The sequence below is a fragment of the Weissella minor genome, from assembly GCF_001437425.1.
Classification (GTDB): domain Bacteria; phylum Bacillota; class Bacilli; order Lactobacillales; family Lactobacillaceae; genus Weissella; species Weissella minor.
The window spans coordinates 121344-135043 of sequence record NZ_JQCD01000030.1 but is presented as its reverse complement, the minus strand read 5'-3'; the positions used below and the strand labels follow the sequence as shown (position 1 = coordinate 135043).

General features: G+C 40.9%; 14 protein-coding genes. All 14 read right to left on the bottom strand.

Annotation, left to right across the window (positions count from 1 at the left end):
* Positions 1 to 110: 110 nt before the first annotated feature.
* Positions 111 to 2192: a glycine--tRNA ligase subunit beta gene (gene glyS / locus IV67_RS07435; protein WP_057788611.1), complete on the bottom strand. Its 2082-nt coding sequence runs from the start codon at positions 2190 to 2192 to the stop codon at positions 111 to 113.
* 1 nt (position 2193) lies between these two features.
* A complete protein-coding gene (glyQ, locus tag IV67_RS07430; protein ID WP_057788609.1) occupies positions 2194 to 3120 on the bottom strand; it encodes a glycine--tRNA ligase subunit alpha in 927 nt (308 codons plus the stop codon).
* A 261-nt stretch (positions 3121 to 3381) separates the two neighbouring features.
* Positions 3382 to 4170: a DNA repair protein RecO gene (gene recO, locus IV67_RS07425; RefSeq protein WP_057788607.1), complete on the bottom strand. Its 789-nt coding sequence runs from the start codon at positions 4168 to 4170 to the stop codon at positions 3382 to 3384.
* Positions 4171 to 4251: 81 nt separating this feature from the next.
* The gene (gene era, locus IV67_RS07420; protein WP_057788605.1) at positions 4252 to 5157 is read right to left on the bottom strand and encodes a GTPase Era; all 906 of its coding nucleotides are present in this window, start codon (positions 5155 to 5157) and stop codon (positions 4252 to 4254) included.
* Between the two features lie 27 nt (positions 5158 to 5184).
* Positions 5185 to 5589, bottom strand: coding sequence for a diacylglycerol kinase family protein (locus tag IV67_RS07415; RefSeq protein ID WP_057788602.1), 405 nt, complete (start codon positions 5587 to 5589; stop codon positions 5185 to 5187).
* Positions 5567 to 6049 carry an rRNA maturation RNase YbeY gene (ybeY, locus tag IV67_RS07410; protein ID WP_057788600.1) on the bottom strand — a complete coding sequence of 161 codons (483 nt, stop codon included), beginning with the start codon at positions 6047 to 6049 and terminating at the stop codon, positions 5567 to 5569. Before ybeY ends, IV67_RS07415 begins: the two co-directional genes overlap by 23 nt.
* Before the next feature lie 13 nt (positions 6050 to 6062).
* Positions 6063 to 7037 (bottom strand): PhoH family protein, encoded by a 975-nt coding sequence (locus tag IV67_RS07405; RefSeq protein ID WP_057788599.1) that lies wholly within the window; start codon positions 7035 to 7037, stop codon positions 6063 to 6065.
* 88 nt (positions 7038 to 7125) lie between these two features.
* Complete coding sequence (locus IV67_RS07400; RefSeq protein ID WP_057788597.1) at positions 7126 to 7569, bottom strand: GatB/YqeY domain-containing protein; 444 nt, start codon at positions 7567 to 7569, stop codon at positions 7126 to 7128.
* A 70-nt stretch (positions 7570 to 7639) separates the two neighbouring features.
* Complete coding sequence (rpsU, locus tag IV67_RS07395) at positions 7640 to 7825, bottom strand: 30S ribosomal protein S21 (RefSeq protein ID WP_042493485.1); 186 nt, start codon at positions 7823 to 7825, stop codon at positions 7640 to 7642.
* A gap of 104 nt (positions 7826 to 7929) precedes the next feature.
* Positions 7930 to 8811, bottom strand: coding sequence for a YitT family protein (locus IV67_RS07390; protein WP_057788595.1), 882 nt, complete (start codon positions 8809 to 8811; stop codon positions 7930 to 7932).
* A gap of 30 nt (positions 8812 to 8841) precedes the next feature.
* Positions 8842 to 10647: an aspartate--tRNA ligase gene (gene aspS / locus IV67_RS07385; RefSeq protein ID WP_057788593.1), complete on the bottom strand. Its 1806-nt coding sequence runs from the start codon at positions 10645 to 10647 to the stop codon at positions 8842 to 8844.
* A gap of 4 nt (positions 10648 to 10651) precedes the next feature.
* Entirely contained in the window at positions 10652 to 11953 is a 1302-nt protein-coding gene (gene hisS, locus IV67_RS07380; RefSeq protein ID WP_057788592.1) for a histidine--tRNA ligase, read from the bottom strand.
* 304 nt (positions 11954 to 12257) lie between these two features.
* Positions 12258 to 13154 carry an N-acetylmuramoyl-L-alanine amidase family protein gene (locus IV67_RS07375; RefSeq protein ID WP_236698271.1) on the bottom strand — a complete coding sequence of 299 codons (897 nt, stop codon included), beginning with the start codon at positions 13152 to 13154 and terminating at the stop codon, positions 12258 to 12260.
* A gap of 94 nt (positions 13155 to 13248) precedes the next feature.
* Positions 13249 to 13692 (bottom strand): nucleoside 2-deoxyribosyltransferase, encoded by a 444-nt coding sequence (locus IV67_RS07370; RefSeq protein WP_057788590.1) that lies wholly within the window; start codon positions 13690 to 13692, stop codon positions 13249 to 13251.
* Between the last annotated feature and the right edge of the window lie 8 nt (positions 13693 to 13700).

Sequence of the window (13700 nt, the reverse complement as noted above, 5' to 3'; positions counted from 1 at the left end):
TAACTGGTTTATTCAACTATTTCAAGAGGGATTTTAAACAAATATCATCAGAATGTGAAATAAAAAAACTGTCTCCAGACTTGGAAACAGTTTTCTTACAGATTTATATTTTAACGGCTTTTAACATCAAGTTTCATGAAGTTTGCCACATGCGCAGCCTCTTTGGCAACTGCATGTAGTGTTGCCAAACGGTTTTGTTTAACAGCATCATCATCAACCATAACCATTGTTTGATCAAAGTAAGCATCAATCTTTGGCGCCAATGCGAGCAACGCAACCAATTCATCTTCAGTTGTTGTTAACTCAGAAAGTGGTCCAACTGCCTCATACAATGCTTTTTCAGCATCATTTTCGAACAAGCTTGCGTCAACTTGCGCATCAGTTGCATTCTTCTTAGTCAAACGCTCGATACGGGTCAAACCTTCAACACCATTACGGAAATCAGCGTCGTCCATGTGAGCTAATACCGCATGGGCTGACACAAACATTTGCACAGCACTTGTGAAATGATTTTGAGTTACCGCTTCAATCACATCATGACGCATATGTTCGTCGCTCATTTCTTTGACAACACGGTCAGTCAAAAAGGCAACAACATCAGATACACTGGCTGTTAGCTTTGCAGCAACCGCTTCTGGCAAGCCCAAAGCATCCTTTTGCTCGGCCATATCAGCAATGAATCGATTCAAAAGCGCATCAATATTCAAGTTCCAATTATTGGCAACTAAAATATTCACAATTCCTGAGGCCGCACGACGTAATGCATACGGATCATTTGACCCTGAAGGGACCATGTCGCCTGCAAAGAATGACAAAATTGTATCCAACTTATCTGCCAAAGCAAGAATCTTACCTAGTTCGCTAGCTGGTAACTCACCACCCGCATTAATTGGCATGTAGTGTTCACGGATGGCTTGTGCAACCGCAGCATCTTCACCGAAGATTAGCGCATACTTTTCACCCATGATACCTTGCAATTCATCAAATTCACCAACCATGCCAGTCATCAAGTCGAACTTATAAATTGATCCCGCACGGTCAAGTAATGTTTGGTCTTGCTCATTCAAAGCCAACTCATTGGCAATCAAATGTGCGAGCGCCTTCGCACGACGGGTATGGTCATAAACTGACCCCAACTTGGCATGGAATGACACAAGCTTCAACTTATCATTGTAAAAATCAATATCATGCTTTTGATCTTCTTCATAGAAGAATAGCGCATCTTCTAGGCGCGCGACCAAAACTTTTTCATTTCCCGCAATCACATTATCCAAATGTTGATCATTTCCATTACGTACTGAAATGAAGTGTGGCAACAAAGCCCCATTTGCATCCGTTACGTGGAAGAAACGTTGATGTTCCTTCATTGAGGTAATCAACACTTCATCTGGCAATGACAAATACTTTTCGTCATAATTTCCAGCAAAGGCAGTTGGGTATTCAACAAGGTTATTCACTTCTTCAAGCAAATCTGCGTCTGGTGCCACTTGCCAATCATTTTGAGCGGCAATTTTTGCAATTTGTGATTCAATGGCTTCCTTACGGGCTTGTGCGTCGGCTTGTACATAAACACTTTGTAAAGTTGTCGCATAGTCTGTTGCATCCATGATTTCAACATCATGTCCCAAGAAACGGTGTCCACGTGATGTGCGACCAGTTGCAACATCTAACACATTAAATGGCACGATCTCACTATCAAGTAATGATACCATCCAACGAATTGGGCGCACATATTCGAAATTATGACGACCCCAACGCATTGTTGTTGGGAAAGTCATGCTTTCAACAACACTATTCATTGCTGTCAACACTTCAGCAGCTGGCTTACCAGCTTCAAACTTGGTCACAAAGATATACTCGTTACCCTTAGATTCTTTAAAAGTGATGTCATCTGTGGTTAAACCTTGTCCACGCACAAATCCTTGCGCCGCTTTCGTATAGTTACCATCAGCATCTAAGGCTGCCTTTTTAGCTGGACCTTTGACTTCTTCTTCCAAGTCATCTGCTTTTTGTGCAATATCTTCAACCAAGACGGCCAAACGACGTGGCGTTGAAAATGGCTTGAGAGCACCATGTGTTAAATGTTGTTCATTTAAGAAAGTCTCCACACGTTCAACCAATTGGTTAATTGCTGGCGTAACCAAATGCGCTGGCATTTCTTCTAAGCCAATTTCAAGTAAATAATTTGCCATGTTAGTTTTCCTCCTTATCTGCAGGTAAGTAGGCTTCGCGTAAAGCTTCATCCTTTAACAAAGGGAAACCAAGCTTCTTACGCTCGTCCACAAACTCTTGTGCCACTTGATGTGCCATCTTACGAATTCGGCTTAGATACTTCGCACGTTCTGTAACAGAAACAACGCCACGTGCATCTAGCAAATTAAAGGTATGTGATGACTTTAAAATGTAGTCATAGGCTGGGTGTACCAAATTTGCAGCCAAGGCACGTTTAGCTTCGGCTTCATATTCACCAAAGTGACGTAATAACATCTCAGAATCTGATTCATCAAATGAATACGTTGAGTGTTCAAATTCAGGTTCTTTGAAGATGTCTCCGTAAAGCACACCATTTCCCCATTCCAAATCATAAACCGTTGGGACATCTTGAATGTATGATGCCAAACGTTCTAGACCATAAGTAATTTCAGAAGTTACCGCATCAACGGGGATACCTCCAACTTGTTGGAAGTAGGTAAATTGTGTCACTTCCATTCCATCAAGCCAAATTTCCCAACCAATTCCAGCGGCACCCATTGAAGGGTTTTCCCAGTTATCTTCAACGAAACGAATATCATGCTCAAGTGGATTAATCCCTAAGGCTTCCAATGAAGCCAAATAAAGCTCTTGAATGTTATCAGGAGATGGCTTCATCACCACTTGGAATTGATGGTGTTGATAAAGACGGTTTGGATTGTCCCCATAACGTCCATCAGCTGGACGACGTGAAGGTTCCACATATGCCGCATGCCAAGGTTCTGGACCATTCGCACGTAAGAAAGTATAAGGGCTCATTGTTCCGGCCCCTTTTTCTGTATCATACGCCTCCATTAACATTGCGCCTTGATCCGCCCAAAATTTTTGTAACGTCAAAATAATGTCTTGTACACTTAACTTTTCAGTCATGCCTGATTCCTTTCTGTTTTTGTGCATAAAAAAAGCCTACACCAATCGTTTGACAATTGATGTAGGGACGATAGAATCGCGGTTCCACCCTACTTCCAAGGCAACCCTTGGCAGCTTCATTTTAATTGTTAGTGATTCCGACAGCGCCCCTTATAAATGTACTGGTTATCCTTCCATCAACGATAACTTGCTGGTCAGCCATTTATAACTATTCTGTCATCAATATCATATCTGTTATTTTACTCGTACCTAGTTTAAAGGTCAATCGCTTCCATCACTTTTCTGTCCCCGTTGTTGCAATCGCTGGTCCCATTGATGTAATTCTTGAATGAATGATTTTGCACGTAATTGGACCCCGACTTGTTCTTGATAGATTCGATCCAAGACACGTTTCAACTCTTGCTTTGTTTCTGATTTAATTGTTAAGGTTTTGATTTGCGTTAAATCTACCCGATCCAGTTTTTGTAGAATAAAGAGCGCTTTTGGGTCTAAGTGCATACGATATTCATCTTCATGCCAATGCTTTTGACATAAGACACCTTGATAATGTTCTGAAAAGTCCATTGGACCTTGGTCATTACCACAAACGACACATTGCTGCCATTCCATATGAATACCAAAATCTGGTAAAAGATGAATTTCAAAATAATTTGCTAATACTTGCGCATCAAAACCATCGCGCATTTTTTGCTCAGCCAATTCAGCTGTGTCAAACCATTTTTCCAACGGTTGATTATCCACATAAGCGGCATCAATCAAACCTAAGATATAAGTCATATAAGCATTGGCTTCCACATCTGCTAAAAAAAGGCGTGGCAGTTCACTTTTTTTAACATCATTAATAAAACTTAGTCCGCTTCGATTAATGGTCCCCTCATAGGTTGCCATGGTTAGTGGTTGCATCTCAGCGGCGTATTGATAGCGTTTCGATTTTCCATGGCGAATATAAAACATACGCTTACCAAATTCTTTAGTCAATATTTTAACCATTAAGTCTTGCTCTTTATGCGGACGTTGATACATCACAATTCCGTGAAAAATATTTGGCATATCACTCCTCCTACTTAACGATAAAGAAAAAGAAACCGTCTTAAAATGCAACGATTTCTCTCACCATTTTCAGCTTGTTAATTAAACATCAACATCTTCTTGATAGCCGTATGATTGTAAGGCTTGTGGCTTATCACGCCAGCGCTCTTCAACCTTAACCCAAAGCTCAAGATAGACCTTGTTTCCCAATAGGCGTTCGATATCTTTACGTGCTCGCGTTCCGATTTCTTTAATCATGCTACCACCCTTACCAATAATGATATTCTTTTGGCTCGGACGTTCCACAACAATCGTTGCTTGAACATGCAATTTTTCATTCGCTTCACGCGCAATATTATCAATGACCACAGCGACTGAATGTGGTACTTCTTGACGCGTCAATTGTAGGACTTTTTCACGAATTAATTCACCCATAATAAAGCGTTCTGGATGATCTGTAATTTGATCTTCAGGATAATACTGTGGGCCAGCTTCTAATTGGTCCATCGTGTTATCAATCAAGTCTTGCACGTTTTCACCCGTTCGTGCTGAAATCGGGAAAATTTCAGCGAAGTCTAATTGCGCTTGATAATCAGCAATCATTGGCAATACTTCTTCAGGTTGAATCAAATCAACTTTGTTAATCACCAAGTAAACCGGTGTCTTAACATCTTTTAGACGATTAATAATAAAATCATCCCCACCACCACGTGGCTCATCGGCATTCACAACGAACCAAATGATATCTGATTCTTGCAAAGCTGATGTTGCAGTTTTCATCATGAAATCACCCAAACCATTTTGAGGCTTGTGAATTCCAGGTGTGTCAATAAACACAATTTGCCCATCATCCGTGGTATAAATTCCTTGAATTTTGTTACGCGTTGTTTGTGCTTTTGGTGACATAATCGCAATTTTTTCACCAATCATTTTGTTTAACAACGTTGACTTCCCAACATTGGGACGCCCAACAATCGCAACAAATCCTGACTTAAAGTCTTCAGACATACTTTACTTTCCTCTTCTCTCGTGCGTTTAAAAAATATAGGGATAAAAAATCAATCCACCAATAACAACTGCCGTCCCAACCGCAACTAACACACCACCAGCCGCAACGTCTTTGGCAACTTTAGCTAAGGGGTGGTACGTATCGGCCACAATTAAATCCACAATTGCTTCAACCATTGTATTCACAAATTCAGACATAATGACCATGGCCACAGCAATCGTGATCCAAATCCAATCAGAACGACCAATGCCTAGGTATAAACCGAATAATAATACCAGCACTGCCGCAAAAATGTGAAAGCGCATATTACGTTCGCGAACTAATACCTCACCAATTCCATCTAAAGCATGGTGTAAAGCTTGTAAGAAATGACTATTTTTAGTGACCTGATGCTGGTCATCTCGCCGCTTATCTTGTGAGTCCATAATCATCTAAAATTTGACGTTGTAAATCAAACATTTCTTTTTCATCGGCTTCACTGCGCATATGGTCATAACCATTTAGGTGTAAGAAACCATGAACAACCAAAAAGCCTAATTCGCGTTCCCATGAATGTTCAAGATATTCAGCTTGTTCACCGATTTTATCGACTGAAACAATCAAATCACCAATATTCTTAGGAATTTCTTCCGCCATTTCCTCATCCATAACAAGTGGCAAATCATCGTCATCATCTTCGATGGCAAATGAAATAACATCGGTTGGTTTATCTAAACCACGATATTCACGATTATAACGTTGAATTTCGTCATTATTAACGAAGGTTACTGACATCTCTGTATCATCAGGTAAACCTAATGCTTGCCCTGCATAATCAAGGACCTTTTTTACAAGTGTCAAATGTTCCTCTGACATCCCTGGCTTTGATTCATCAATTAAAGCTAAATCCATTTCTTTTCCCTCATTACTTCTCTGTTTTTTCAGCATCAAATGCATCATACGCCGCAACAATTGAGGCCACAACCGGATGACGGACAACGTCACCGGCATTAAATGTCACCATGCCAATATGGTTCACAGCGGCCAAGACATCCTGTGCTTGTAAAAGCCCCGACCGAACTCGTGGTGGTAAATCAATTTGTGATGGGTCACCATTCACAACCATTTTTGAACCAAATCCTAAACGCGTTAAAAACATTTTCATTTGCTGGGTTGTCGTATTTTGCGCTTCATCCAAAATAATAAACGCATTATCCAATGTCCGACCACGCATGTAAGCCAATGGCGCAATTTCAATCACTTCACGATCAATTAAGCGTTTGGTGTGTTCCTTACCCAAAATGGCAAATAGTGCATCATAAATTGGGCGTAGATAGGGGTCCACCTTCTCTTTTAAATCACCTGGTAAAAAGCCTAAACTTTCACCAGCTTCAACAGCAGGACGGGTAATGACTAAGCGTTCAACATCGCCGCGCTTCAACGCTGCCACCGCCATTGCAACCGCTAAGTAAGTTTTACCAGTTCCAGCTGGGCCAATCCCAAACACAACATCTTGATGTTTGATGGCATTTACGTATTCCCGTTGGCTATAGTTTTTAACGCGGATTGAGCGTCCTTTAGCATCGCGAATCACGGTTTCAGTATACATATCCGCAAAATATTCTAAAGTGCCCCGTTGTACCATATTCATGGCAGATACCACGTCAGCTGGTGCAATTCGCACACCCTTTTTAATTAAAAAACACAGTTCATCAATGACTGCAAGCGTTTGCGCGACCGCTTGTTCATCACCACTAATCAATAATTGCTCACCCATCCCCTTAATCACGACATGCATGCCTTCTTCAAGCAATTTAATGTTCGCATCCTGGGGACCGACCAAACCAATTTCTTGTTCTGGATTCTCAAATTGATACTGTTTTTCAATCGACTTTGTCAAATATCTAAACCTCTTTTTTATCTATATTACTTATTATACCTTACTTAACTATGTATCGGGAATGAAATCCCCGTAAAAATGAACTAACTTATGCTAATTCACTTTGAACTAGTTGGTTGATCATCTTACCATCAGCCTTACCTTTAACCTTAGGCATCAAAGCACCCATGACTTTACCCATATCAGCCTTACTTGAAGCACCAACTGCTTGAATCGTTTCTTGAACGATGGCGCGGACTTCTTCTTCTGAAAGTTGTTCTGGCATGTAGCGCTTCAAAACTTCAATTTGTGCTTGTAAATCAGCTACCAAATCTTCACGATCAGCATCGGCATATGAGTCACGTTCTTCAACGTGTTGCTTCATTTCGCGTGAAACAACTGACAATTCTTCATCCGCTGACAGATCATGCCCCGCTTTAATTTGTTCATTTGACAAATCAGCTTTAAGCATTCGAATCACACTTAATGTTTCCTTGTCCTTTGCCTTCATGGCTGCTTTCATATCTGCATTTAATTGTTCAACTAAACTCATGTTCCTACCCTCTTTTTCCTTTATAGATAACAAAAGCCGGACCACCCAAAGGTAGCCCGGCCAGAACGAATTAACGTCCCTTCTTGTTCTTACGCTTACGAGCAGCCTCAGCCTTCAACTTACGTTGTACTGATGGCTTGATGTAATACTCACGCTTACGGTATTCTTGTAGAGTACCGTCCTTTGATACACCACGCTTAAAGCGACGGAGAGCATCATCTAGAGACTCATTCTTACGAACAACAGTCTTTGCCATAATGTTTACCCTCCCTTCCCGTGTGAAGAATTCAACTTTTAATGTCGCACACTTTTGTTCAAATATATTCTACCAGAATGAAGATACAAGTCAATCAATATTTTTTAAAGTTTTGGTTCGTAGAAGCGACCCATTGTATGTTCAATCCGCCAAGTTGATGACCAGGCTTTTGGATCTGCTAATTCTAACGCATCACGGAAGTCATATCGTTCATAAGCTGAGATAACCGTAAATAAGATTTCTTTTTGATGGTGATTGTAACCACCCTCAGCATCATGCACAATCGTAATCCCGCGTCGAATATTTTGTTGCAACATATCAATCACTTTATCAGGATTTTCTGTCACAATCATCACTTGTAACTTTTGTTGACGCGTATACACATTATCAATCATAAAGGCGTTCACAATTAACGAAATCCCCGTGTAAAGTGCAAACTGAGGTCCAAATAAGTAACCAGCGGCCATTAAAATAAAGAAGTTAAACGTTAAATTAACGGCACCCATCCGTAAACCAAACTTCTTACGCACGACAATACCAATAATATCTAAACCACCTGTTGATAATCCGGTTCTAAGCGCAAATCCGGTTCCAAATCCGTTAATCCCACCACCAAAAATTGCCAAAAGTAATGAATCATTACTCCAATTAGCTGGTGGATCTGGGACAAACCGAATCGCTAATGCGGCTAAAATAAGCGCCAAAGCGGTAAACATTGTAAAACGATAACCTAACTTTTTATAGCCTAATAGCAGAATCGGAATATTTAAGATAATCAATAACAAGCCAATTGGTAAATCCACATTAAAGAAGCGTGTCCCCACCGTATTCACAATTTGTGCCAAGCCAGTAAAGCCTGAAGAATAAATGTGACCAGGCGTCCAAAAGAAATTAATCGCAATTGCCGAAGTTAGGGCATAAATCACAGCTGCCACGATGCGCGCTGCAAATTCATGTCGATCAAAATAGAGCATTATCTGCGTCATATTATTTTACCTATCCTCATGCCTGATTAATTATTCTTCAGCCATATTTGGCGCATCAGTATCCGCATATTCAGGTGCTGTTAGGCCCAAATCAGTTTCAATTTGTGCCTTTGATACAAGGGTTGGAGCATCCGTCATTGGTTCTGTTGCCTTTGAATTCTTAGGGAACGCAATCACATCACGAATATTGTCACGCCCTGCTAGAATCATGGCCAAACGATCCAAACCTAAGGCAATACCACCCATTGGTGGGAAGCCATATTCCATACCTTCAAGCAAGAAACCAAAGGCTTCTTGCGCTGATTCAGGGGTGAAACCAAGGGCAGACAACATTTGTTGTTGAATATCCATACGGTGAATACGAATTGACCCTGAACCTAATTCATAACCATTCAAAACCAAATCATATGATTGTGCATGTGCTTGATGTGCACCCTCAGTTGTTGCCATCAAAGGCAAATCAGCTTCATTTGGCATCGTGAATGGATGGTGGGCCGCAATCCAACGATCTTCTTCTGGTTGGTATTCAAAGAGTGGCCAATCAATAATCCAAGCAAATGCCCACTTTTGATCATCAATCAAATCCATTGTTTGTGCGGTCATACGACGCAATGCATCAAGGGTTGGGTTAACGACATTAGCTTGATCAGCCGCGAACAAAATCAAATCTCCAGCTTGTGCTTTTGTCGTTTCAAGCAATGCATCAGCTTGTTCTGTTAAGAATTTAGCAATTGGTCCGGTGATGCCTTCATCGGTAATCTTCAACCAAGCTAAGCCCTTAGCCCCAAAGCGCTCCACATACTTACCTAACTTATCAATCTCTTTACGTGAATACTTTTCAGCACCACCTGGAACAACGATTGCTTTAACCATGCCACCATTTGCAATGGCATTTGAAAAGACGCCAAAGGCTGAATCAGCCATCATATCTGAGAGGTCTTGCAATTCCATATCAAAGCGCATGTCAGGCTTATCCGTTCCAAAACGACGCATTGATTCTTCCCATGTCAAAACCGGAATTGTCGTTGGATCCAAGTCATAGTTAACCGTTTTTTGCATAATGGCCTTGACCCATTCACCAACTAATTCACGAATTTCATCTTGATTCATGAATGATGTTTCAATATCAAGTTGTGTAAATTCAGGTTGACGATCACCACGCAAATCTTCATCACGGAAAGCACGCGCAACTTGATAATAACGATCAAAACCGGCACCCATTAACAATTGCTTAAACAATTGTGGTGATTGTGGTAACGCATAGAACGATCCTGGATAAATTCGTGAAGGCACCAAATAATCACGAGCCCCTTCTGGCGTTGACTTAGCCAAATATGGTGTTTCAATATCGATGAAACCTGCTTGATCTAAGAACTCATGCGTGGCTGCTGTAATCTTTGAACGAACACGTAAGTTTTCTTGCATTTCAGGGCGACGCAAGTCAAGATAACGATACTTCAAACGCGTTTCATCGGAAGCATCCACACCATCTTCAATTAAGAATGGCGTCGTTTTTGCTTCAGCCAGCACTTCAACTTGTGTTACTTGCACTTCAATCTTTCCTGAATGCAAATTTTCGTTTTCAGCACCAGCAGTACGGGCTTTAACAACACCTTGCACTTCAATCACATATTCTGAACGAATTGATTCGGCAACAGTTAACGCTTCTTTTGAGATTTCGTCTGAAAATGCTAGTTGCACAATCCCTTCACGGTCACGCAAATCAATGAAAATCAAACCACCTAAATCACGGCGCTTTTGCACCCAACCATCCAAGGTAACTGTTTGTCCTTCATAACTCTCATCAATCAAACCTGCATAATTTGTACGTTTCATCTATTTATTCCTCGCCTTCAAATTCTAAATAATCTGGTAATGCTGTATATAAGTCAGTTAACTTAACTTGTTGCTCTTTTCCAGTTTCTAAGTTCTTTAGCGTTGCTGTTTGCGCTTCTAATTCACGTTCACCAATCAAAATCATGTAATGAGCTTGTTCACGATCAGCCGCCTTAAACTGCCCTTTTAACTTACGTTCTTGGTAATCACGGTCAGCGCTGTAACCAAATGAACGGACTGCTTGCAACATTTGCATTGCTGCAACATCAGTTCCGTCTCCTTGATTGGCAACATAGATATCTAATGCAGGTGCGTCTGGCAAAACCGCATCCGCTTCACCCAAAAGCAACATCAAACGTTCCAAGCCGATTCCAAACCCAACACCTGGTAATTCTGGACCACCAAATTCTTCAACTAAACCACCGTAACGGCCTCCACCAGCAATGGTCGTCCAACCTGAACCTAACACTTTGCTTTGGGTCATAATTTCAAAAATGGTGTGGTTATAATAATCCAAACCACGAACCGTGTTGGCATCAATTTCATAATCAATCCCTAAGGCATCCAAATAAGCTTGCACTTTTTCCCAATGTGTTTGAGCGCTTGGTGTTAAGAAATCCAAAATTGATGGTGCATTAGCCACAAACTCTTGATCTTTGGCATCTTTTGAATCAAGTACACGTAATGGATTTGCTTCAAGTCGCGCTTGTGAATCTGCTGATAATTCAGCCTTAAACGGTGTCAAATAATCAATCAATGCTTGACGATAGTTTTCGCGTGATTCTTGATCACCCAAAGAATTAATCGTGACCTTTAAGTCTGCTACCCCCAAGGTTTGGAAGAAATCAACCGCCATGGCAATTGTTTCAGCATCTAGAGCTGGTGATTCTGAACCAATCGCCTCAACCCCAATTTGATGGAATTGGCGCATACGACCAGCTTGTGGTCGCTCATAGCGGAACATGGGTCCAATATAAAATGCCTTGTATGGCTTACTGAATTCTGGCCCAAATAATTTATTTTCAACGAAAGAACGGACAACTCCTGCCGTTCCTTCTGGACGAAGTGCAATATGACGATCCCCTTTATCATGGAAATCATACATCTCTTTTGTCACAACATCTGATGTATCACCGGCTGAACGGGCAAATACATCAAAGTTTTCAAAAATTGGCGTCCGAATTTCTTGGTATTGATAATCTGAGAACAATAAACGGGCAGTTTCTTCTACAAAATGCCATTTATGTGATTCTCCTGGTAATAAATCTGCTGTGCCTTTTGGCTTTTGAAATGTTTGTTTGGCCATTATAATTCCTCTCAATTTGACTGAACCGAAAAAAAAGCACCCTTGATAACAGTTTTATCCTGTCATCAAGGGCGCATTTCATGCACGGTACCACCTTGGTTTGGTTCTAATTCTCACCTTAACGCGGTAATCACGCACATCATGTGACCTAAAAAGTGTCCCTCTAAGTCAAAACACAGATCTTACACCATCATCTGCTCGCTTTAGTTTCAATGCTTAAATTAACTTTCTCATCGGTTCAAATATTTCTTTCTTATTATCGCTTAGAACTCGCCACGCGTCAAGTCACATCCTTGAATCGCAACTATTGCTTTTGGCGCGCCAAATAGCTTTGCAACCCATCTGGAATATCACGAGCTATCTGCTGCGTGAAGTCCTCTGATTTCATGTGTTTCAAATCCTTATTTGAATTAATATAACCATTCTCCATCAAAATCGCTGGTACGCTATTTTCACGAATTACTAAGAAATCACCAAATTCTTCCCCTTTATTTGGCATGTCTTTTGGCATATTTGGTGCAATCGCTTTGTTTACATCACGTGCTAAGTCCAAAGAACCATTATTTTCATGGTAGTAATACGTGGTAAAACCAGATGCAGAGTTTGATTGTGGGGATGAGTCAAAGTGGAATGAAATAAACATATCAGCTTGATTCTTTTCAGCCACAGTCGGAATATCAGCTAATTCAACTAATTTATCCGTTGAACGCGTCATAATCACCCGGGTCCCTTGTTTTTCAAGTTCCTTGCGTACGGCCTGACCAAGCTCTAATGTGTACTTTTTTTCGTAGTCGCCACCATTTGAAATGGCACCAACGTCAGAACCACCATGTCCCGGATCCAAGACAACGGTTGCTTCTGACAACGGCGTAATTTTATCCAACGGTTGTGTCCGTTCAACTAACCAGCCAGCAACCCATACCTCAGACTCATCTTCTCGTCGAATTTGATACCAACCATTATCACGTTTTAAAATCTGTAAATGCTCACCCCGATTTAACACACCGGCAGAAGGCGCACTAACTCCGCGTTTTGTATGGACAGGAATATTACTAATTTTCACAGTGACCTGTTCCCGATGTAATAATACGGTGGTTGTGGTAATCGCCATCGTCAAAAGGACCACCGTAATTGACAAGGGTATCCAAAATTTAGTCAGCCAGATTTGGATAATCCGACCGATTTTACGTAATAACATCATAATCTATTCCTTCTCAATTCCTAATACTTCTATATTACCTTAATTTTTATAAAAAGCTAATAAAAAAACACCAATCAAGGTGTTTTAAGGAAGCTTAGAACATATCGCCAGTCCATTCAGAAGTTGGCATGTCATCAAAATCATAAGCTGCAACATCTGACACGTGCAGCAACACAGCATGGGCTGGAATTCCCATCATGAGGTTAACACTACCATTAGGTTTTTCTTTAACAAGAATCACTGGCTTGTGATTCGCATTTGCATAACCAATTTCCCAGGCAGTTCCAGGATCAACATGTTCATCAACATAGTCAATCACAGCAACGACAACATCAGCAGCATCGATATTTTTACGATCGACTTCAAAAGTCGCTGCTGCCCATTCAGGTGTCCCCATTTCAAATTGGTCATTTGTTTCAGAACGTGGGCTGAAAAAGCTCGTAACTGTGTCATTGGTAGTCAATGCATGTTCCATTCGCTCAATTCGTTCGATTTGTTCTGCATCAAAAAAAGGTCCTGCCAAGTAAACTTTCGTCATTCGTGTTT

Excerpts from the sequence above, each read along its gene's own strand:
- aspS (WP_057788593.1), bottom strand. The coding sequence starts at position 10,647 with ATGAAACGTACAAATTATGCAGGTTTGATTGATGAGAGTTATGAAGGA.
- hisS (WP_057788592.1), bottom strand. The coding sequence starts at position 11,953 with ATGGCCAAACAAACATTTCAAAAGCCAAAAGGCACAGCAGATTTATTA.
- IV67_RS07390 (WP_057788595.1), bottom strand. The coding sequence starts at position 8,811 with ATGACGCAGATAATGCTCTATTTTGATCGACATGAATTTGCAGCGCGC.
- glyS (WP_057788611.1), bottom strand. The coding sequence starts at position 2,192 with ATGGCAAATTATTTACTTGAAATTGGCTTAGAAGAAATGCCAGCGCAT.
- IV67_RS07415 (WP_057788602.1), bottom strand. The coding sequence starts at position 5,589 with ATGATTATGGACTCACAAGATAAGCGGCGAGATGACCAGCATCAGGTC.
- IV67_RS07400 (WP_057788597.1), bottom strand. The coding sequence starts at position 7,569 with ATGAGTTTAGTTGAACAATTAAATGCAGATATGAAAGCAGCCATGAAG.
- IV67_RS07370 (WP_057788590.1), bottom strand. The coding sequence starts at position 13,692 with ATGACGAAAGTTTACTTGGCAGGACCTTTTTTTGATGCAGAACAAATC.
- ybeY (WP_057788600.1), bottom strand. The coding sequence starts at position 6,049 with ATGGATTTAGCTTTAATTGATGAATCAAAGCCAGGGATGTCAGAGGAA.
- glyQ (WP_057788609.1), bottom strand. The coding sequence starts at position 3,120 with ATGACTGAAAAGTTAAGTGTACAAGACATTATTTTGACGTTACAAAAA.
- rpsU (WP_042493485.1), bottom strand. The coding sequence starts at position 7,825 with ATGGCAAAGACTGTTGTTCGTAAGAATGAGTCTCTAGATGATGCTCTC.
- era (WP_057788605.1), bottom strand. The coding sequence starts at position 5,157 with ATGTCTGAAGACTTTAAGTCAGGATTTGTTGCGATTGTTGGGCGTCCC.
- IV67_RS07375 (WP_236698271.1), bottom strand. The coding sequence starts at position 13,154 with ATGATGTTATTACGTAAAATCGGTCGGATTATCCAAATCTGGCTGACT.
- recO (WP_057788607.1), bottom strand. The coding sequence starts at position 4,170 with ATGCCAAATATTTTTCACGGAATTGTGATGTATCAACGTCCGCATAAA.